This window comes from Stackebrandtia albiflava (assembly GCF_007994225.1).
GTDB classification, from domain to species: Bacteria; Actinomycetota; Actinomycetes; order Mycobacteriales; family Micromonosporaceae; genus Stackebrandtia; species Stackebrandtia albiflava.
On record NZ_VLLL01000009.1, the window covers coordinates 22,507 to 42,351 of the forward strand.

General features: G+C 70.1%; 19 protein-coding genes and 2 pseudogenes. 15 read left to right on the top strand and 6 right to left on the bottom strand.

Annotation, left to right across the window (positions count from 1 at the left end; all coding sequences use genetic code 11):
• Positions 1-36: 36 nt before the first annotated feature.
• From aceE to LX16_RS22845, 14 genes and pseudogenes are all read left to right on the top strand, one after another.
• Entirely contained in the window at positions 37-2,778 is a 2,742-nt protein-coding gene (gene aceE, locus LX16_RS22785) for a pyruvate dehydrogenase (acetyl-transferring), homodimeric type (protein WP_147143080.1), read from the top strand.
• 578 nt (positions 2,779-3,356) lie between these two features.
• Positions 3,357-4,334, top strand: coding sequence for an aldo/keto reductase (locus LX16_RS22790; RefSeq protein WP_147143083.1), 978 nt, complete (start codon positions 3,357-3,359; stop codon positions 4,332-4,334).
• A 34-nt stretch (positions 4,335-4,368) separates the two neighbouring features.
• Positions 4,369-4,740, top strand: coding sequence for a hypothetical protein (locus tag LX16_RS22795; protein ID WP_147143088.1), 372 nt, complete (start codon positions 4,369-4,371; stop codon positions 4,738-4,740).
• A gap of 5 nt (positions 4,741-4,745) precedes the next feature.
• Positions 4,746-5,123 (top strand): YbaB/EbfC family nucleoid-associated protein, encoded by a 378-nt coding sequence (locus tag LX16_RS22800; RefSeq protein ID WP_147143091.1) that lies wholly within the window; start codon positions 4,746-4,748, stop codon positions 5,121-5,123.
• A complete protein-coding gene (locus LX16_RS22805) occupies positions 5,120-6,127 on the top strand; it encodes a WXG100 family type VII secretion target (RefSeq protein WP_147143094.1) in 1,008 nt (335 codons plus the stop codon). The genes LX16_RS22800 and LX16_RS22805 overlap by 4 nt, the downstream gene beginning before the upstream one ends.
• Positions 6,128-6,169: 42 nt before the next feature.
• The gene (locus LX16_RS22810; protein ID WP_147143097.1) at positions 6,170-7,330 is read left to right on the top strand and encodes a PucR family transcriptional regulator; all 1,161 of its coding nucleotides are present in this window, start codon (positions 6,170-6,172) and stop codon (positions 7,328-7,330) included.
• 103 nt (positions 7,331-7,433) lie between these two features.
• Positions 7,434-8,333 (top strand): annotated as a pseudogene (locus LX16_RS22815) (ACP S-malonyltransferase); the annotation flags it as partial.
• Positions 8,334-8,353: 20 nt separating this feature from the next.
• Positions 8,354-9,301: a beta-ketoacyl-ACP synthase III gene (locus tag LX16_RS22820; RefSeq protein ID WP_147143103.1), complete on the top strand. Its 948-nt coding sequence runs from the start codon at positions 8,354-8,356 to the stop codon at positions 9,299-9,301.
• Positions 9,302-9,341: 40 nt separating this feature from the next.
• Positions 9,342-9,599, top strand: coding sequence for an acyl carrier protein (locus LX16_RS22825; RefSeq protein ID WP_147143106.1), 258 nt, complete (start codon positions 9,342-9,344; stop codon positions 9,597-9,599).
• A 127-nt stretch (positions 9,600-9,726) separates the two neighbouring features.
• Positions 9,727-10,941 (top strand): beta-ketoacyl-ACP synthase II, encoded by a 1,215-nt coding sequence (fabF, locus tag LX16_RS22830; protein WP_147143109.1) that lies wholly within the window; start codon positions 9,727-9,729, stop codon positions 10,939-10,941.
• Positions 10,942-11,016: 75 nt separating this feature from the next.
• Complete coding sequence (locus LX16_RS22835; RefSeq protein WP_147143609.1) at positions 11,017-12,438, top strand: carboxyl transferase domain-containing protein; 1,422 nt, start codon at positions 11,017-11,019, stop codon at positions 12,436-12,438.
• Positions 12,439-12,608: 170 nt separating this feature from the next.
• The gene (locus LX16_RS26945; RefSeq protein WP_170283886.1) at positions 12,609-12,752 is read left to right on the top strand and encodes a GPGG-motif small membrane protein; all 144 of its coding nucleotides are present in this window, start codon (positions 12,609-12,611) and stop codon (positions 12,750-12,752) included.
• Between the two features lie 201 nt (positions 12,753-12,953).
• Entirely contained in the window at positions 12,954-13,979 is a 1,026-nt protein-coding gene (locus LX16_RS22840; RefSeq protein ID WP_147143112.1) for an adenosine deaminase, read from the top strand.
• An 81-nt stretch (positions 13,980-14,060) separates the two neighbouring features.
• Positions 14,061-14,462, top strand: a complete 402-nt coding sequence (locus LX16_RS22845; protein ID WP_147143115.1) for a phage holin family protein — start codon at positions 14,061-14,063, stop codon at positions 14,460-14,462.
• A gap of 27 nt (positions 14,463-14,489) precedes the next feature.
• Here LX16_RS22845 and LX16_RS22850 read toward each other — a convergent pair.
• The 5 genes and pseudogenes from LX16_RS22850 to LX16_RS22870 form a co-directional block, all read right to left on the bottom strand.
• Positions 14,490-14,882 (bottom strand): annotated as a pseudogene (locus tag LX16_RS22850) (reverse transcriptase-like protein); the annotation flags it as partial.
• Positions 14,883-14,887: 5 nt separating this feature from the next.
• A complete protein-coding gene (locus tag LX16_RS22855) occupies positions 14,888-15,625 on the bottom strand; it encodes a zinc ribbon domain-containing protein (RefSeq protein ID WP_147143120.1) in 738 nt (245 codons plus the stop codon).
• Between the two features lie 23 nt (positions 15,626-15,648).
• Positions 15,649-16,458 carry a Nif3-like dinuclear metal center hexameric protein gene (locus tag LX16_RS22860; protein WP_244615950.1) on the bottom strand — a complete coding sequence of 270 codons (810 nt, stop codon included), beginning with the start codon at positions 16,456-16,458 and terminating at the stop codon, positions 15,649-15,651.
• Complete coding sequence (locus tag LX16_RS22865) at positions 16,455-17,030, bottom strand: flavoprotein (RefSeq protein WP_147143123.1); 576 nt, start codon at positions 17,028-17,030, stop codon at positions 16,455-16,457. Before LX16_RS22865 ends, LX16_RS22860 begins: the two co-directional genes overlap by 4 nt.
• Positions 17,027-18,271 carry a helix-turn-helix domain-containing protein gene (locus tag LX16_RS22870; protein ID WP_147143125.1) on the bottom strand — a complete coding sequence of 415 codons (1,245 nt, stop codon included), beginning with the start codon at positions 18,269-18,271 and terminating at the stop codon, positions 17,027-17,029. The genes LX16_RS22865 and LX16_RS22870 overlap by 4 nt, the downstream gene beginning before the upstream one ends.
• A gap of 359 nt (positions 18,272-18,630) precedes the next feature.
• Here LX16_RS22870 and LX16_RS22875 point away from each other — a divergent pair, with 359 nt between their 5' ends.
• On the top strand, positions 18,631-18,840 hold the full coding sequence (locus LX16_RS22875; RefSeq protein WP_147143128.1) for a hypothetical protein: 210 nt from the start codon (positions 18,631-18,633) through the stop codon (positions 18,838-18,840).
• On the opposite strand, the gene LX16_RS22880 is transcribed toward LX16_RS22875, so the two are convergent.
• Positions 18,834-19,736 (bottom strand): glutamate ABC transporter substrate-binding protein, encoded by a 903-nt coding sequence (locus LX16_RS22880; RefSeq protein ID WP_147143131.1) that lies wholly within the window; start codon positions 19,734-19,736, stop codon positions 18,834-18,836. The two genes, LX16_RS22875 and LX16_RS22880, sit on opposite strands and share 7 nt — an antisense overlap.
• Between the last annotated feature and the right edge of the window lie 109 nt (positions 19,737-19,845).

Here is a 19,845-nt window from a genome sequence, read left to right on the forward strand (position 1 = left end):
TTGTCCTATCAGTGTCGATAAGCAGAGGAACAGCCCGTGGGAACGGAACGCAAACGCCCGGTCATCAGCGACGGCCTGCCCAGCCAGCTGCCGGACATCGATCCCGCCGAAACCACCGAATGGCTCGATTCGCTGGACGGTCTACTGGATGAACGAGGCAGGCAACGTGCCAGGTACGTCATGCTCCGCCTCCTGGAGCGGGCGCGGGAGCACCAGGTAGGCGTACCCGCGCTGACCAGCACCGACTACATCAACACCATTCCACCGGAGGCGGAACCGTGGTTCCCCGGTGACGAGCACGTCGAACGGCGCATCCGGGCGTACATCCGGTGGAACGCCGCGATCATGGTGCACCGCGCCCAGCGGCCCGGCATCGGAGTGGGCGGCCACATCTCGACCTACGCGTCGGCGGCGAGCCTGTACGAGGTCGGTTTCAACCACTTCTTCCGCGGCAAGGGCCACCCCGGCGGCGGTGACCAGATCTACATCCAGGGGCACGGGTCCCCGGGTGTCTACGCGCGGGCGTACCTGGAGGGCCGGCTCACCGAGCACCAGCTCGACGGCTTCCGGCAGGAGCTGAGCCACCCCGGTGGCGGCCTGCCGTCCTACCCGCACCCGCGTCTGATGCCGGACTTCTGGGAGTTCCCGACGGTGTCGATGGGCCTCGGCCCGCTCAACGCGATCTACCAGGCGCAGTTCAACCGTTACCTCCATCACCGCGGTATCAAGGACACCTCCGACCAGCGGGTCTGGGCGTTCCTGGGCGACGGCGAGATGGACGAGCCGGAGTCGCTGGGCGCCATCCACCTGGCGGCCCGCGAGGAGCTGGACAACCTCACCTTCGTGATCAACTGCAACCTGCAGCGCCTCGACGGCCCCGTCCGGGGCAACGGCAAGGTCATCCAGGAGTTGGAGTCGTTCTTCCGGGGCGCCGGCTGGAACGTCATCAAGGTGATCTGGGGCCGGGAGTGGGACCCGCTGCTGGCCGCCGACACCGACGGCGCGCTGGTCAACATCATGAACTCCACGCCCGACGGCGACTACCAGACGTTCAAGGCCGAGGACGGCGCGTTCGTCCGCGACCACTTCTTCGGGCGTGACCCGCGCACCAAGAAGATGGTCGAGCCGATGAGCGACGAGGCGATCTGGGGCCTCAAGCGCGGTGGTCACGACTACCACAAGCTGTACGCGGCGTACAAGGCGGCGACCGAGCACACCGGACAGCCGACCGTGATCCTCGCCAAGACGATCAAGGGCTGGACGCTGGGATCCCACTTCGAGGGCCGCAACGCCACGCACCAGATGAAGAAGCTGACGCTGGACGATCTGAAGTCGTTCCGCGACCGGCTCTACCTGGACATCCCGGACTCGGCGTTGGAGGAGAACCCGTACCTGCCGCCGTACTTCCACCCGGGTGAGGACTCCGACGAGATCCAGTACATGATGGACCGCCGTCGGAGTCTCGGCGGGCCGCTGCCGTCGCGCCGACCGGTCAGCCGGCCGCTGGAGCTGCCGCCGTCGAAGACCTACGACGTGGTCAAGAAGGGTTCGGGCAAGCAGAAGGTCGCCACGACGATGGCCTTCGTCCGGCTCCTCAAGGACCTCATGAAGGACAAGAACATCGGTCCGCGCTGGGTGCCGATCATCCCCGACGAGGCCCGCACGTTCGGCATGGACGCCATGTTCCCGACGGCGAAGATCTACTCGCCGCACGGCCAGAACTACCTGTCGGTGGACCGGGACCTCTTCCTGTCGTACAAGGAGGCCGAGAAGGGCCAGATCCTGCACCTGGGGATCAACGAGGCCGGGTCGGCCGCCGCGTTCACCGCCGCGGGCTCGTCGTACGCCACGCACGACGAGCCGATGATCCCGATGTACATCTTCTACTCGATGTTCGGGTTCCAGCGCACCGCCGACAGCCTGTGGGCCGCGGCGGACCAGCTCACGCGCGGTTTCCTGTTGGGCGCGACCGCCGGACGCACCACCCTCAACGGTGAAGGACTCCAACACGAGGACGGGCATTCGATACTCATCGCGGCGACCAACCCGGCCGTGGTGGCGTACGACCCCGCCTTCGGGTTCGAGATCGCGCACATCATGGAGGACGGTCTGCGCCGCATGTACGGCGAGGACTCCGAGGACCTGTTCTACTACCTGACCGTCTACAACGAGCCGATCTCGCAGCCCGCGGAGCCGGAGAACCTCGACGTGGGTGGACTGCTGAAGGGCATGTACCGCTACTCGGCGGCACCGTCGAACGCGAACCTGCCGAGGGTGCAGCTGCTGGCGTCGGGCACGGCGATGCAGTGGGCGCTGCGGGCGCAGGAGCTGCTCGCGACCGACTGGGGTGTATCGGCCGACGTGTGGTCGGTGACCTCGTGGACGGAGCTGCGGCGTGACGCGGTGGCGTGCGAGGAGTACAACCTGCTCAACCCGGGGGTCCACGAGAAGACCCCGTTCATCACCCAGCAGTTGCGGGAGGCGTCGGGGCCGGTCGTGGCCGTCAGTGACTTCATGCGCGCGGTCCCCGACCTGATCTCCCGGTGGGTACCGGGTGAGTTCACCTCGCTGGGCACCGACGGGTTCGGCCAGTCCGACACCCGTGGCGCGCTGCGGCGGCACTTCCACGTGGACGCCGAGTCGGTGACGGTGGCGGCGCTGCGCGGCCTGGCCCGGCGTGGCGAGCTGCCCCCGGAGGCGGCGGCGCAGGCGGCCCAGAAGTACGCGATCGGTGACGTGTCGGCGGCGGAGGCCGGCGAGACCGGCGGCGATTCCTGACCCACGCGCGACGACCGGCGGGCGGCCCCGAACAGGGCCCCCGCCGGTTCGCGTTTCCGGTGAATTCCGCGTGCGCCGAATGCACACGCACCGAAACGTGCCGTTGTGCGCACTTCCGGGTCGGCGCGGTCGTGTTCACCCGATCGACGCCTCCGGCGTGCATATGGTGCTTCCAGGACGGCCGCACCGGTGACGCCGGGACACCGCCGCCCGAGGTTGTGGGGACTCGGAATGGAGGCCGACGGTGCCAGAGCCCGTTGAGGACACGACGCCGCATTTCCCGGACGTGATCTACGGCAGGTGGTGCCGTCGATGCCCACCGCAGGACGGGGCGCCGGTGCCGTGGCCGTGCCCGGTGGTCAAGTCACGGCGGATGGAGGCCACGGCGCCCGCGCCGCAGGAGGAGCCGGGCCGGCTGTAGTCACCCGCCGGAAACGGTGGCGTGCCGCCGGTGGTCGGTGAGGACGTCGCTCGCGGCCCCTTCTGCCGCGTCGCGGCGCCCCGGGCGGCCGAGCCACGTCGAGCCGGGATGCCGTGGACGGCACGCGCGGGCACGGGTGTGGTGCGAGGATCGCCGGATGGAGTACACGAATCTGGGCCGGACGGCGTTGCGGGTGTCGCGGTTGTGCCTGGGCACCATGCACTTCGGCCCGAACACCGACGAGGCCGGCAGCCACGCGATCATGGACCGGGCGCGTGACCTGGGGATCGACTTCTTCGACACCGCAGACACCTACGGGCGCAGGCGCGGTGAGGGAGTCACCGAACGGATCATCGGGAACTGGTTCGCCGCAGACCCGTCCCGCCGCGACCGGGTCGTGCTGGCGACCAAGGTGTACGGCGTCATGGGTGACGGTGTGAACGACCGTGGTCTGTCGGCGCGGCACATCGTGGCGGGATGTGAGGCGTCGTTGCGGCGGTTGCGGACGGATCGGATCGATCTGTACCAGATGCATCACGTGGACCGGTCGGCGCCGTGGGCCGAGGTGTGGCAGGCGATGGACATGTTGGTGGCGCAGGGCAAGGTGCTGTACGTGGGTTCCAGCAACTTCGCAGGCTGGCACATCGCCGCCGCCCAGGAGGCCGCCGACCGCCGCAACAGCCTCGGACTGGTCAGCGAACAGTGCATCTACAACCTCCTCAACCGGCGGGTGGAGTCGGAGGTGCTACCCGCCGCCGAACACTACGGCCTGGGCGTGTTGCCGTGGTCTCCGCTGGCCGGAGGCGCGTTGTCGGGGGCGTTGGCGAAGCGGGAATCCGGTACCACCGGACGTACCGGTTCGCCCGGCACCTTGAAGACGATCGACGTTCACCGTCATCAACTACAGTCGTGGGAGGACTTCTGTCGGCGGCGCGGGCAGGCACCCGGCGAACTCGCGACGGCGTGGCTTCTCGCTCAACCGACAGTGACCGCACCGATCATCGGTCCCCGCACCGTCGCGCAACTCGACGGGATCCGCAGGTCACTCGACATCCGGATCGACGACGAGACGGCCCGCCGACTGGACGAGATCTTCCCGCCCGTCGGCGTCGGCCCGGAGGCGTGGGCGTGGTGACCGTTCGGTCCGCCGCGCGACTTTACGGGAGCTCATGAGCACGATCGACGACACACACGTCGACTCCGACGCCGGTTACGCCGCGAAGCTGCGGGCGTTGGAGGACGACCTGGCGATGCTGCGGGGAGCACGGGAACGCATGTCCACCGCGGGGGCGCGGTTGCGTGCGACGGTGGAGGCCGCCAAGGAGAAGGTCTACCGTTCGACCAGCGAGGACGGCCTGGCCGAGGTGGAGTGCCTGGGCAGCGGCAAGGTGCACCGGATCACGGTTGACAGCACCCGGTACAACGAAGTCGACGAAGCGCGGTTGTGCGAAGCGGTGGTCGAGGCCCGGACCAAGGCGCGCACCATCGCGCGCGGCGCCCGCCCGACGGCGCCGCACCGCGCCGATCCGGCAGGAAGGTGAACCGGATGGACTCCACCCCCGACGACGGTGCCCGACGCGACTACCGGGAGATGGCCCAACGGCTGCGTAAGGCGAAGGTCACCGCGACCTCCCCGCAGGGGGTCGTCAAGGTCGTCTACACCGGTTTCGGCGAGGTGGACGAGGTGACGTGCCGGCGCGGCGCGTTGCGGCTGGGCGACGACGAGCTGGGTGCCCACTTCACCGCGGCGTTCCGGGCCGCCGATCGTGCCGTCGACGCGCTGCACCAGCACGCGTACGGTGGTCTGCGACTGGGTGACGACACGGTTGCGGGGTGGCGGGAGAATCCGGAGACGGCCGCCGACACCGTGGCACGGTGTTTCGGTGAGCCGGTGTCGTCCGGCGGGCAGAGGAGATCGGCGTGACCCTCCAGATGGAAGCGGTGCTGGCGGAACTGCCCGACGACCTGCGCCCGGTGGCGACCCGGTTGTGGCGGCGCGCCGGGGACGTCACCGACGAGGTGACCGAGACGTTGATGTACGCGTACAAGGTGCTGGGCGAGGTTCCCGGCAGGCCGGAGTCGTTGGAGGCCGGTGCGGGGATCCTGGAGACCGGGGTCGCCGTGGAGTTGGCCGACGTGATCGCCGACCTGGAGAGCGCCCATCCCGACGTGAGCCAGTCCTGGCAGGGCGGCGGGAGCGAGGCGTTCACCCGGTACATGCCGAGGCTGACCGAGGCCGTGTCCCACCTGCATCAGGCGGTGTTGGACACCGCCGCGGCGGTGAAGGCGTTCAACGTGTCGATGACGTTGCTGTGGGAGCGGCTGCTGCGCCGGGTCGACCGCAGCGCCGACGAGGTGACCTTCGCGGTCTCGGCGGCGGGCCCGGACAGGGTGCAGGCGGCGATCTCGGTGATCGGGATCGTGGAGGAGTTCGCCGAGTACGTCGATCAGCTCGCCGAGTCGCTGGTGGCGCTCCGCGCGGATTCACACCAGGCGGGTTCGCTCCTGGTGTCGGCGGCCGAGCCGGCCCCGGGGTTGACCGCCACGGCGAACGGTCTGCGTCTTCCCTCGCCCTCGGAGGACATGGCCGAGGAATGGCACCCGACGCACTCACAGGTGTGGCTCGACACACGGGCGATGGCGAGCCTGACGGCGGCGCTCAGCGACTCCGCGGACTGCTGGCGGGCCGCCGCCGACTCCGGTATGACGGCCGCGCGCGAGCACTTCACGGTGTCGGCCTTCGGTCTGGCGGGTGTCGACTTCCAGCCCCGGGTGAGGGACATGCTGGACCGTGACGTGGAGACGTACCGCGGCGCAGACCGGCAGTTGACGGAGCTGGCGGACACGCTTCGGCAGATCGGGCGGGTCTGGGTCAGCGCCGACGACGCGGTGGCGGAGGAGCTGCGGCGGGGCCTCGACGACGCCTGAGCCGCCGTGTGGGTGCCGCAGCGGGCGTGGAACCCTATCCCGATGGAACTGGCCGCGACGATTCAACGGATTGAGCGCGCCGCCGGTGCTCTGGCGACGCAGAGCGTGGCGCGTATGGACGAGGAACTCTCCTGGTTTCGGGAGTTGCCCGCCGACCAGCGCTCGATGGTGATGCTGGTGGCGCAGGCGGGGGTCGGTTCGTTCGTGAACTGGCTGCGCGGTGAGGGCCGGAATCCGGCGGTGAGCGACGAGGTGTTCGACGCCGCACCGGTCGAGCTGGCCAGGTCGATCAGTCTGCAGCACACCGTGGCGCTGGTCCGGGTGATGATCGAGGTCGTCGAGGAGCAGGTGCCGCAGTTGGCGGAGCCGGGTGAGGAGGCCGAGCTGGCGACCGCCGTGATGCGGTTCTCCCGTGAGGTGGCGTTCGCTGCGGCGCGGGTGTACGCGCGGGCGGCCGAGTCGCGGGGCGCGTGGGACGCCCGGCTCCAGGCGTTGTTGGTGGACGGGCTGTTGCGCGGGGACGACGGTGACGAACTGGCCGGGCGGGCGGCCGCCCTGGGGTGGGGTGACGCCACGCCGGTGTCGGTGACGGTGGGCCGCTCCCCCGGTGGTGAGGCCGCCGCGATCCTGCACGGGATCCATCGGGCGACGCGGCGGATGGGTGTGGACGTGTTGGCCGGGGTGCACGACGACAGGTTGATCCTGGTGTTGGGGGGCGCTCCGGAGCCGCTGGAGGTCGCCGGGCACCTGACGGGCCAGTTCGGTGACGGACCGGTGGTGGTGGGGCCTGTGACGGCCAGCCTGTCCGAAGCGGGGGCGTCGGCGCGGGCGGCGATGTCGGGGTACCGTGCCGCCGGGGCGTGGCCGGACGCGCCCCGGCCGGTGTCGGCGGGTCAGCTCCTGGCGGAACGGGCGCTGGCCGGTGACACCGACGCGCGGCGGATACTGCGGATCGACGTGTTCGGCGCGTTGGAACGCGCCGGCGGCGCACTGTTGGCTACAGTGGACAACTTCATCGCCACCGGCGGCGTGTTGGAGGGCACGGCCAGGGCGCTGTTCGTGCACCCGAACACGATCCGGTACCGGATGCGGCGGGTGGCGGAGGTCACCGGTTTCTCGCCGTTCGACCCGCACGAGGCGTTCACCTTGCGTGTGGCGTTGGCCATAGGGCGGCTCGACCCGGCGTCCGATGTGATCCGTTAGGCCAGCTAGACCCGGTCTTTGGAGGAACCCTCCAAAATTTTTCATGAGATATCGTCAGTGGCGCTATGCGGAATTCGAGGTCACATGGGCGAGAGTCGTAGTCGTGCTTGCCGTTCTCTCACCCGGGCAGGGTGCCCAGAAACCCGGTTTCCTGACGCCATGGCTCGACCTGCCAGGTGCCCGCGACCGGCTCGCCGCCTGGTCGGAGCTGTGCGGGGTGGACCTCGTCCATCTCGGCACCGACGCCGATCAGGCGGAGATCACCGACACCGCCCGTACCCAGCCGCTGTTGGTCGCCGCCGCGTTGCTGGCGGCCGAACACCTGCCCGTGGACCGGGTCGACGTCGTCGCCGGGCACTCGGTCGGTGAGCTGGCCGCCGCCGCCATGGCCGGCGTCCTGACACCGGAGGCGGCCGTGACACTCGCGGCGGTGCGGGGCCGTGAGATGGCCGCCGCGTGCGCCCTCGCCCCGACGGGGATGTCGGCGGTCCTGGGCGGCGACCCCGACGAGGTACTCGCCGCGATCGAGGCCGCCGGCGCGTATCCGGCCAACCGCAACGGTGCCGGACAGATCGTGGCGGCGGGCACCACCGAGTCACTGGAGAAACTGGCGGCGCAACCGCCCGCCAAGGCCAAACTCATCCCGCTGTCGGTCGCCGGCGCGTTCCACACGCCGTTCATGACCCCCGCCCGGGAGGCACTGTCCGCGCACGCCGCCGGACTGGACGTCGCCGACCCGGCCCGCACCTGGCTGTCCAACGCCGACGGACAGCCGATGACCTCCGGACGCCAGGCGCTCGACCGCCTCGTCGCCCAGGTGACCGCGCCGGTGCGGTGGGACGCGTGCATGCAGACGATGGCCGACCGCGGCGTCACCGCCGTCGTCGAGCTGCCACCGGCCGGCACCCTCGCGGGCCTGGCCAAGCGTCAACTCAAAGGCATCGAAATCCTCAAGGTCAACACGCCCGACGACCTGGCCGCTGCGGCCGACCTGATCGCGCGGGTCAACACGGGAGGCGCTTCATGACCACCGGAACCCGCGTCATCGGACTGGGCCACTACCAGCCGGACAAGGTCCTCACCAACGACGACCTCGCGAAGATGGTCGACACCAACGACGAGTGGATCCAGTCCCGTGTCGGCATCCGGGAACGCCGGATCGCCGAGAAGGAGTCCGTCGCCGACATGGCGACCGCCGCCGCCGAACGCGCGCTGGCCGCCTCGGGACGCACCGCCGCCGACATCGACCTGGTCGTCGTGGCGACCTGCAGCGCCATCGACCGGGTACCGAACATCGCGTGCCGGGTCGCCGACCGGCTGGGCATCGAGGCTCCCGGCGCCTACGACGTCAACACCGCCTGCTCGGGCTTCTCCCACGCCCTGGCGACCGCCGACCACGCCATCCGCGCCGACGCGGCCACCAGCGCCATCGTGATCGGCGTCGAGAAGCTGTCGGACTTCACCGACTGGACCGACCGCTCCACCTGCGTCCTGTTCGGCGACGGAGCCGGGGCCGCCGTCATCACCGGCGTCGCCGACGGCGAGACCCCCGAGGTGGGGCCCGTCGTGTGGGGATCGGTCCCCAAGATGAGCGACGCGGTGCGGATCGAGGCGTCGCATCCCTACATCGCGCAGGAGGGCCAGACGGTCTTCCGGTGGGCCATCACGACGCTGGCCCCACTGGCCCGCAAGGCCGCCGAACGCGCCGGGGTGGACATGGCCGACATCACCGCGTTCGTGGCCCACCAGGCGAACCTGCGCATCATCGAGGGCATCGCCAAGAAGCTCGACGCCCCGAACGCCATCATCGCCAGCGACGTCGTCGAGTCCGGCAACACGTCGGCCGCGTCGGTGCCGTTGGCACTGTCGAAGCTCGCCGAGTCGGGACGGATCGCGTCCGGCGACCCGGTGCTGCTGTTCGGCTTCGGCGGCGGCCTCACCTACGCCGGTCAGGTCATCCGCTGTCCGTGACACGTCGACACCACAACACCACACATCGAAGGGAAACCGAATGAGCACCGTCAAGAACACGCGCGAAGAGATCGTCGAAGGACTGAGCGAGATCCTCGAAGAGGTCGCCGGGGTGGACCCGAAGGAGGCGACCGAGGACAAGAGCTTCACCGAGGAACTGGACGTGGACTCGCTGTCCATGGTCGAGGTCGTCGTCGCCGCCGAGGAGCGCTTCGGCGTCAAGATCCCCGACGACGACGTCCAGTCGCTGAAGACCGTCGGCGACGCCGTCTCCTACATCGAGAAGGCCCAGGGCTGACCCGCCCCGGGCGGTCCGCCGCGTCCTCCGGCGCGCCGTCGACGCCAGGCAGCCACCACTGCCTGGACCGGCGGCCCCGGCACGGTCGACCGCCCGCCATTGACCGAACGACTGTCTAGGAGCACAAATGACCGACGTTGTCGTGACCGGGCTCGGTGCGACCACCCCGCTTGGCGGAGACGTCCCGTCGACCTGGCGTGCCCTGCTCGACGGCGTCTCGGGGGTCGGCGCGCTGACCCAGGAGTGGGCCGCCGAACTTCCGGTGCGCATCGCCGCGCAGCTCGCGGTCGACCCCGGCGAGAAGATCCCCCGCGTACGGCAGCGGCGGCTCGACCGCAGCGAGCAGATCGCCCTCATCGCGGCCACCGAGGCGTTCGCGGACGCCGGGATGGCCGACGCCGCCCTCGACCCCGAACGCCTCGGCGTCTGCTTCGGCAGCGGTATCGGCGGCGCCATCACCCTGCTGGAACAGGACGACATCCTCGAAGAGAAGGGGCCGCGGCGGGTGTCACCGCACACCGTGCCGATGCTCATGCCCAACGGCCCGGCCGCCTGGGTCGGGCTGGAACTGGGCGCCAAGGCCGGCGTCCACGCCCCCACCAGCGCGTGCGCGACCAGTTCCGAGGCCCTGGCCTGGGGTCTGGACATGATCAAGTCGGGTCGTGCCGACGTGGTCGTGGCCGGAGGCGCCGAGGCCGTGGTGCACCCGCTGCCGATCGCCGGTTTCGCCTCCATGAAGGCGATGTCCACCCGCAACGACGACCCCACCAGGGCGTCACGGCCGTGGGACCGCAACCGCGACGGTTTCGTCCTCGGTGAGGGCGCCGGTGCCGTGGTACTGGAACGGGCCGACCACGCCGCCGCGCGCGGCGCCCGGGTCTACGCCCGGCTCGCCGGTGCCGGGATGACCTCCGACGCCTTCGACATCGTGCAGCCCGATCCCGACGGCGGGATCCGGGCCATGCGGATGGCGATGCGACTCGCCGACGTGGCCGCGACCGACATCGGACACGTCAACGCCCACGCCACCTCCACCCCCGTGGGCGACATGGGCGAGGTCCGGGGCATCTCCGAGGCCGTCGGCACACACCCCGTGCTCACCAGCACCAAGTCCATGACCGGACACCTGCTGGGCGCGGCCGGCGCCGTGGAGTCCATCGCGGTGATCATGGCGCTGTACGAGGGCGTCATCCCTCCCACCATCAACCTCGACGAGCCCGACGACGCGCTCAACCTCGACGTGGCGGCACACACGGCCCGCAAGGCCGAACTGACCGCCGCGATGAACAACTCGTTCGGATTCGGCGGCCACAACGTCTCGCTGGTCTTCACGAAGTCTTGACGCCGTGTGCGCACCGGTCGCCCGGTGCGCACACCACTCGCGCAACCCAGGCCCTCTAGGAGGTCTACAGTGTCCATCGCCACCACGCCGGCCACCCCGGTGACCGTCGACGTAAGGGATCCGCTTCCCCGGTTGACCGCGCTGTTCGACGCGGGCACCCTCCAGCTCGTCGCCCACGACGACGACTCCGGCGTGGTGACGGCGCGAGGCGACATCGGGGGGACTCCCGCGATCGCCTACTGCTCCGACGCCCGCAAGATGGGAGGGGCGATGGGCACCGACGGCTGCGCGCACATCGTCTCGGCCATCGACACCGCCGTGGCCGAACGCATCCCCGTGGTCGGGATCTGGCACTCCGGTGGAGCCCGGCTCCCCGAGGGCGTGGTGGCACTGCACGCCGTCGGCCAGGTGTTCGCCGCGATGGTCCGCGCCTCCGGCCGCGTCCCGCAGATCTCGGTGGTGCTCGGCCCGGCCGCCGGCGGCGCCGCCTACGGACCCGCGCTGACCGACATCGTGATCATGTCCGCGACCGGGCGGATCTTCGTCACCGGCCCCGAGGTGGTCAAGAGCGTCACCGGCGAACACTCCGACATGGAGTCGCTGGGTGGGCCCGACGTGCACGGCCGCAAGTCCGGCGTCGCCCACGTCACGACCAAGGACGACGCCACGGCGCTGGCGACCGCCCGGGACCTCACCTCGCTGCTGGGACGGCAGGGACACGTCCAACCCGCCGACGCGGTGGACGAGGGCGACCTCGGTGAACTGCTTCCCGACCAGCCCAACCGGGCGTACAACGTGAAGCCGCTGGTGAAGCGGCTGCTGGACTCGGGTGACGACGTCGAGTCCCCGGTGGAACTGCACGCGAAGTGGGCCGCCAACATCGTGACGGTGCTGGGCCGGTTCGCGGGCCGCACGATCGGTGTCATCGCGAACAACCCGCTGCGACTGGGCGGTTGCCTCAACTCCGAGAGCGCCGAGAAGGCCGCCCGGTTCGTGCGCATGTGTGACGCGCTCGGTGTCCCGCTGGTGGTCCTGGTCGACGTGCCCGGCTACCTGCCCGGTCTGGGACAGGAGTGGGACGGCGTGGTGCGGCGCGGCGCGAAGCTGCTGCACGCGTTCGCCGAGTCGGTGGTCCCGCGGGTCACCCTCGTCACCCGCAAGTCGTACGGCGGGGCCTACATCGCCATGAACTCGCGGGCGCTGGGCGCCACGGCCGTCTTCGCGTGGCCCGACGCGCAGCTCGCCGTCATGGGCGCGTCCGCCGCCGTCAACGTCCTCTACCGCAAGCAGCTGGCCGCCGCTCCCGAGGAGGAGCGCGAGGCGCTGCGTCAGACGTTCATCGCCAAGCAGGAGGCCGAAGCCGGCGGCGTCGGCCTGGCCAGCGAGATCGGCGTGGTCGACGAGGTGATCGACCCCAAGCAGACCCGCCACCGGTTGGCCGTGGCCCTGGCCGCAGCTCCGGCGGCGCGCGGCGCCCACGGGAACATCCCGCTGTAGCCGCCACGCCGGGTGTCCACACCGGCCACGCTCGGTACACCGACGTCCAGTCCACATCGGGTTCCGCCTCCGGGCGGGACCCGATGTGTCGTTCCCGGGACTGCACTACCCCGTTGACCTGCTGTTCCACGACAGGTGTGAGAGACGTCGGGGAGGGGTACTACACCATCATGGAATTCATACTCTGGATACTCGCGGTCATCCTGGTGATCTCCGGCATCGTCGCGATCGTTCGCGGCAGCCTGCTGTGGGGCATCGTCCTCATCGTCGTGGGCCTGCTGGTCGGACCCGGTGGAGTCTCCGTCTTCACGTGACCGCGCGCCCGAAACCCGATGACAGAAGAACCCGTCCCTCCGGCCGGGACGCCGCATCGGCGTCCCGGCCGGCTCACGTGCGCACCGGGCTCACACCGCGCCGGCTCCGGTCGGCGCGGCCACTGCGCGGCAGGACGGCGGACGTGGGGAGACCGGCCTCTATGATGTGACCCCGTGTCCGCGTCGTCGTAGGAGCCTCCCGTGTCCGACCTGCCCGCTTTCATCGCCGGACTCCCGAAGGCGGAGCTGCACGTCCATCACGTGGGCTCGGCCTCGCTGCGGATCGTGTCGGAACTGGCGGCACGGCATCCCGACGGCCGGGTCCCCGCCGATCCCGAGGCGCTCGCCGAGTACTTCACGTTCCGCGACTTCGCGCACTTCATCGAGCTGTACCTGTCGGTCATGGATCTGGTCCGCAGCGCCGACGACGTCGCGATGCTCACCTACGAGGTCGCCCGGGACATGGCCGCGCAGCAGATCCGGTACGCGGAGCTGACCGTCACCCCGTACAGCTCGGTCACGCGCGGTATCCCGGCGGAGGAGTTCATGGCCGCGATCGAGTCCGCGCGGCGCGACGCCGAACGGGACCTGGGCGTGGTGTTGCGCTGGTGCTTCGACATCCCCGGGGAGGCGGGCATCCCCGCCGCCGACCTGACCCTGGAACTGGCGTTGAAGCACCGGCCGGACGGGCTGATCGCCTTCGGTCTGGGCGGCCCCGAGATCGGCGTCCCCCGGCCGCAGTTCGCGCCGCACTTCGCGCAGGCGGTGGCCGCCGGCCTCCACAGCGTCCCGCACGCGGGCGAGACGACCGGTCCCGAGACGGTATGGGACGCGCTCCACCACCTCAAGGCCGAACGGATCGGGCACGGCACCAGCGCCGCCACCGATCCCCGGCTGATGGCGCACCTGGCCGCGGAGGGCATCCCGCTGGAGGTGTGCCCCACCTCGAACATCGCCACCCGCGCCGTCGCCGCGTTGGACGCGCACCCGCTGCGGATCCTGGTCGAGGCTGGGGTCCCGGTGTCGATCAACAGTGACGACCCGCCGATGTTCGGCACGAGCCTCAACGCCGAGTACGCGATCGCCGCCGAACTGCTGGGCCTCGACGAGACCGGGGTGGCCGCGCTGGCGACGGCCGCGGTGGACGCGTCGTTCGCCCCCGATGCGGTCAAGGCCGCGCTGCGCCGGGAGATATCCGACTACACGCGCCTCCACGGTCACGAATGAACCGGGAGGCTCATCACCCACTGCCATCACCGGATCACGGATTGCGGCACCCCACGGGATCTTAAGTGCCATGGTCGAGTCATGAACCGAAAATGGCTGATAAGAACCGCGCTGGCGCTCGTCGCCAACGCCGTCGCACTCGCGATCGCCGCCTTGGTGCTGCCGAGGTTCGAGATCGGATCGTTCTGGCTGTTCGTCCTGGCGGTGGTCGTATTCACCGTCGCGACCATGGCCGTCAAGGCACTGCTCGGCAGGTTCAACCGGCTGGGCACGTGGGCGGCCGGCCTGGTCACGACCTGGCTGGCGCTGCTGGTGACCGACATCCTGTCACGGGGCATCCAGATCGAGGGCTTCTTCACCTGGGTGTTCGCGACCGTGATCGTCTGGCTGGGAACCCTGGCCTACGACCTGATCGACGACCGCGCCTTCGCGGAGGTCGACCGGAGGATCCCGGGCTCGGGACCGAGCGCCCGGCCGACCTGACCGCCGCCGCCCGAATCAGCGCCCGTCGTCCATGGCCTGGTTGGCCAGGGCGTCGGCGCGCAGGTTCTCGGCGCGCGGCACCCAGTGAAAGCTCACCGACTCGAACTCGCCGACCAGGGCGAGCGCCTCGGCGGCGAGCGGCTTCAACCCGGGGTGCCGCACCTTCCAGTTACCGCTCATCTGCTCCACCACCAGCCGGGAGTCCATCCGGACCTCGGCGTGGACGGCACCCAGTTCCCGCGCCGCCGCCAGTCCCGCGATGAGGCCCCGGTACTCGGCCACGTTGTTCGTGGTGACGCCCAGGAACCCCGACCGGTCCAGCAACTCCTGCCCGTCGGCGTCCAGGACGACGGCCCCGTACCCGGCCGGCCCCGGATTGCCCCGGGATCCGCCGTCCGCCTCGATGACGACCTTGCCGATCCGGCTCACAGACCCGACTCCCCCGTCCGCACCAGGATCGCCCGGCAGTTGTCGCACCGCATCACGTCCGACGGCGCCGCACTGCGCAGCTCGGCCAGTTCGGCACCGGACTGCTCGATCCGGCACGACTCGCAACGCCGCTGCCTCAGCATCGCCGCCGCGATCGGTTTGGTCTTGCGGATCTTCTCGTACAACGCGACGAGGTCGGCGGGGATGTCGGCCGCGATGGCGTCACGGGCGGCACGCTGCGCGGCGGCCTCCGCGTCGATGGAGGCCGCGGCGGCGTCACGGGCGGCGGTGACCTCGGCGAGCTCGGCGCGGCGTTCGGCGAGCAGCTTCCCCTCGGCGGCCTCCTGTTCGGCCACGGCCTCCCGGCGTTCCATGAGTTCGAGCTGCTGATCCTCCAATTCGGACTGGCGGCGGGCCAGCGTCTCCAGTTCGTGGGCCAGGCTCGTCAGTTCCTTGGCGCCGGCGGCCCCGGAGTCCTGCCGGGCGCGGTCACGGTCGGCGCGGTTGCGGACCTGTTCGATCTCGCGTTCCACCCGGGCGATGTCCCGATCGAGATCGGAGGCGGCGGCCTCGAACCGGGCCTGGTTGTCGGTGGTGGTGTTGACCAGGCCGGTGAGTTCCGTGATCACGGCCTCCTCCGGCAGGTGAGTGCGGCGATGGGTCAGCTGGGTCAGTGCCGTGTCGGCCTGCTGGAGGTCCAACAGGCGGCGTTGGTCGGCCGGATCGGCGTGCACGCGCTCTCCTCGGTGTGGAGTTGTCATACCCGGGACGCGCGGTGAACGGTCCACGGGTCGGTGTTGTGGTCACTCACCACGGTATCGACGTCGCACGCGGCGCGCACCTGGGCCGCCACCAAGTCGAGCCACGGCCACTCCGTCGCCCAGTGCGCGGCGTCGATCAACGCCGGGCCACCGGTCTCGGCGAACTCCCCGGCGACGTGATGCCGCAGGTCGGCGGTGACGAACGCGTCCACACCGGCACGAGCGGCGTCGGCGAGGTACCCGTCGCCGGCGCCTCCCGACACCGCCACGGTCCGTACGGGGCGGTCGGGGTCGCCCGAGGCACGCACACCCCAGGTCGTCGCGGGCAGCGCCGAGGCCACCCGGGCGGTGAAGTCGGCGAGGGACACGGTCGTGGCGAGCTCGCCGATCCGTCCGATGCCGCGCGGCCCGTCGTCCACCGGTGACAACGGCCGCAGGCCGGAAAGCCCCAGGGCGGTCGCCAAGGCGTCCGACACGCCGGGCGAGGCGACGTCGGCGTTGGTGTGGGCGGTGTACAGGCCCGTCCCGTTCTCGATCAGCCGGTGCACCACGTCGCCCTTGTAGCCGGTCGGGTCCAGACTGGACACTCCGCGCAACAGCAGCGGGTGATGGGTGACGATCATGCCGGCGCCCACCTCCTCCGCCTCCCGCACCGTCGCCGGGACACAGTCGACGGAGAACAGGACCCGGTCCACCCGTCGCTCGGGACGGCCGCACACCGGCCCCACCCGGTCCCAGTCTGCCGCCCACTCACGGGGGTAGAGCTCGTCGAGGGCGGCGATGATCCGTCCGATCGTGGCACTCACCGGCGCGAGCGTACTGGACGCAGATCCCGGACCGTGTGCCACACCCGCCGCCACGGGAACGCGTCCCGGGACGGGCCGCCCTCCCCCGGCGGATGCAGCGGATGGAAGTCGTCCCCGAACAGGACCGTGACACCACAGGAGCGCAACAGGTCCAGGCTGTTCCGGAACGCCGGGTGCGCGGTGTGCGCCCGGTTGCTGTACGGGACGGCCACGATCGGGCAGTCCCGGCCCAGCGCCTCCGTCAACAGGCCCAACGCGAGCGTGTCACCGATACCCGCCGCCCACTTGTTGACGGTGTTGACCGTCGCCGGGACGACCGCCATGACGTCTGCGTAGGGCACGTCCACCGGGTCGGCCGGGTGCCGGTAACTGCTGTGGACCGGATTGCCGGTCGTCCGCGCGGCGGCGTCCACGTCGAAGAACCTGGTGCCGTACGGGGTGGCGACCACCCACACGTCCCAGTCCTCGGCCACCGCCGGGCGCAACATCCGGTCGATGTCACGCGCCAGCGGTGAACCGCACACGACGACCTGGAGCACCGGCCGGTCCGATGCGGCGGGTCCGGGACTCATGCGGTGATACCCATCCGATCGGCCAGTTGCCGCACCGGCAGCGGCGTCTTCGTCCCGTTTCCGCGACGCAGGACGTCGGTCAGGATGTCGTGTGCCAACGGTCGGCACCGTATCTCGCTGGTGGCGGCCTGGTCGGCGGCCAACAGTGCGCGGCCGGCCCGTTCCAGGTCGCCGATCTGGGCGCAGCCCCGCGCCAGGTCGAGGAAGTGATGGGCGCGCCGTTCGGGCACCAGCGCGGCCAACGCGTGGTCGGGGATGCGCTGGTGCACCTGGAGCGCCATGCGGCCCTCGCCCAGTTCCACGTAGGCGGCCGCGCGGTGCAGTTCCACGTTCGTCGGCCCGAAGGACGTCCAGTAGTAGTTGGCGCCGTCGCCGACCTGTTCGGCCGCCTGTTGCGCCGAGTCCAGTAGATCCCTGGTGGTGGCGGCGTCTCCGGTCAGGGACGCCGCCATCGCGCCCTGGAGCAGCAGGGCGCCGTACACGCTCAAGGCCGCCCGGTTGTTCTTGGCCTCCACACCCAGTTCGGTGAGGATGCCGTGCGCGACCTGCACGTTGAGGTCGAGTGCCGCCTCGAACCGGCCCAGTGACCGCAGGGCGTTGGCGACCCGGGTCGTGGCGATACCGATCAGGAGCGGATCGTCGCATCGTTGCGCGGCCCCGATCGCGCGGTCGGCGGCGAGCCACGCCAGTTGCGACTCTCCGAGTTTGCGCAACACGGTGGACGCTATCTGGTACACCTGCGTGAGCAGCCCGGCCGCCTCGGCGCGGGCGTCGCCCCGGGCCTGTTCCTCGGCCACCGGAGCGGCCTTGAGCAGGTCGATCAGGGTGCGGGCGAGGGCCGGGTAGTTGGCCTTCTCGTAGGCGTACCAGGCGTGGTTCACGGCCTTGCGCAGTTCCGGGAGCGGGGGCGTCTCGATGGGCGCCGCGCCCAGGTACTTGCCCAGCCGTTCGTACCTCTCCAGCGACGCCCTGATGTTGTCGACCTCCACCTGGTCGATGCAGTTGGCGTGGTCGTTGCGGCGCTGCACGTCGCGGCCCATCAACTGCTGGGTGTCGATGGACAGCGCGTCGGCTATCTCGTTGAGGACGGAGAACTTGTCGAGCCGGCGAACCCCACGTTCGACCTTGTCGACCCAGCTCTTGGACTTTCCTATCGCGTCGGCGAACACCTGTTGGGACATGCCGCGACGTTGTCGCCAATACGCGACGCGCCGCCCTATCGGCTGATCAGACCACTCCATGTCGACCCCACCGTCTCTATTGGAGTTGAGGCCGAGGCGGCCTCGCGGATATTGAGATGTACCGGTCGACGCGTTCCGCCCGGAGGGGCGGTGCACCCGGCGCGACCGATCGAACTGCCAACCCTGTTTCCTGGGCACGCCATCGTATTTACACCGACCGTCTGCAAGGCGCAACGATCAGTCGTGCCAGATGGTCACGGCCGACCACAGGCGAGTACGCATATTCCCATTCGTCGCTTCAGAAGGAATCGTTTACGCGCAACCCGATCGGGCGGAGAAACCCGTGGCGACCGCGCCACTTTCGTGACATCCCGTGGCCGGACGACGACTCGGTCGTTGTGTCGGATATGCGACAACCATTGCGATCCAGCAGACCCATCCGCCCCTGGCGGGCCGCCAGATGGGCCACCACGGTGATCGCGTCGTTCGCCGGCCTGGGCTTCGCACTCGCGTCCCGTGGCGTCGGAGGGTGGCTGTTCGTGACCGCCGTCGTCGTCACCGGCGCGGTCGCGTGGGGGATGTTCCCGTCCCCCGGTGCCCGCGCCGGCGGCGGAACCGTCGGTCAGTAACGCACGATCTTGGGGTGCTCCTCCGGTGCGGGCGCACCGGCCGTCTCCAGGGTCCGGGAGAACGCCCGGTTCCAGTCGCCGTTGCTGTACGCCTCCTCCAGGGTGGCGTTGACGAACTCGCGGAGCTCCGGAGAACCGTGCGGCAGCCCGATTCCGTAGGGCTCGGAGGTGAACAGGTTCTCCGAGACCGAGAACTCCTCCGGCCACTGCTTGGAGAATCCGTACAGGATCACGTTGTCGGTGCTGACCGCGTCGACGGTGCCACTGCGAAGCGCCTCCACGCAACTGGAGTAGTCGCGCATCGGACTCAAGTCCGCCTGAGGCGCCAACTGCTCGATCGTCGCCGCCGAGGTCGATCCGGTCGCCGCGCAGACCCGCCGCCCCGCCAGGTCGTCGACGTCCGAGATCTCCTCGCCCCGCAACGTCATGATCGACTGCCCGGCCTCGTAGTAGGGACCGGCGAAGTCCACGAGCTCCTTGCGCTCGTCGGTGATGGTGTAGGTCGCCACCACCATGTCGGCGACCCCCTCCTGGAGGTACGTCTCCCGGTTGCCCGCGACGGTCTCGATGAAGTCGAGGTTCTCCCCCTCCGCCACGTAACCGAAGATGCGCTGCGCCAGGATGCGGCCGATCTCGGCGTCGAAACCCTCGATGCGGCCGGTGGCGTCGTCGCGCATACCGGTGAGCGGCTGGTCGAACCGCGCACCGATCACCAGCCGTCCCCGCTCCCGGATCTCCAGGATCTCCTCCGGCATGTCGGCCTCGTCGGCCATCTCCATGACGTAGTCGCTGGGCACGTCGGTCGGGTCGACCGAGCTGGCCGCCTGGCAGGCCGAAGCCACCAGCATGACGGCCGCGAAGGACGCAAGCGAAGCCAGTTTCCGCCTCAGAAGCACGATGTGGGGCCTTTCTGTGCCGGGGGACGCGACGGCAGGGGGGTAGACGCGGTTTCACGCCAGTGCGACTCTACGCCAACCGGCCGATCCGATAGCCACATGTCAATAT

Coding starts and splice junctions, on each gene's coding strand:
- LX16_RS22790 (WP_147143083.1), top strand. CDS start 3,357: ATGGAGTACACGAATCTGGGCCGGACGGCGTTGCGGGTGTCGCGGTTG.
- LX16_RS22795 (WP_147143088.1), top strand. CDS start 4,369: ATGAGCACGATCGACGACACACACGTCGACTCCGACGCCGGTTACGCC.
- LX16_RS22800 (WP_147143091.1), top strand. CDS start 4,746: ATGGACTCCACCCCCGACGACGGTGCCCGACGCGACTACCGGGAGATG.
- LX16_RS22810 (WP_147143097.1), top strand. CDS start 6,170: ATGGAACTGGCCGCGACGATTCAACGGATTGAGCGCGCCGCCGGTGCT.
- LX16_RS22820 (WP_147143103.1), top strand. CDS start 8,354: ATGACCACCGGAACCCGCGTCATCGGACTGGGCCACTACCAGCCGGAC.
- LX16_RS22825 (WP_147143106.1), top strand. CDS start 9,342: ATGAGCACCGTCAAGAACACGCGCGAAGAGATCGTCGAAGGACTGAGC.
- fabF (WP_147143109.1), top strand. CDS start 9,727: ATGACCGACGTTGTCGTGACCGGGCTCGGTGCGACCACCCCGCTTGGC.
- LX16_RS26945 (WP_170283886.1), top strand. CDS start 12,609: ATGGAATTCATACTCTGGATACTCGCGGTCATCCTGGTGATCTCCGGC.
- LX16_RS22845 (WP_147143115.1), top strand. CDS start 14,061: ATGAACCGAAAATGGCTGATAAGAACCGCGCTGGCGCTCGTCGCCAAC.
- LX16_RS22865 (WP_147143123.1), bottom strand. CDS start 17,030: ATGAGTCCCGGACCCGCCGCATCGGACCGGCCGGTGCTCCAGGTCGTC.
- LX16_RS22870 (WP_147143125.1), bottom strand. CDS start 18,271: ATGGAGTGGTCTGATCAGCCGATAGGGCGGCGCGTCGCGTATTGGCGA.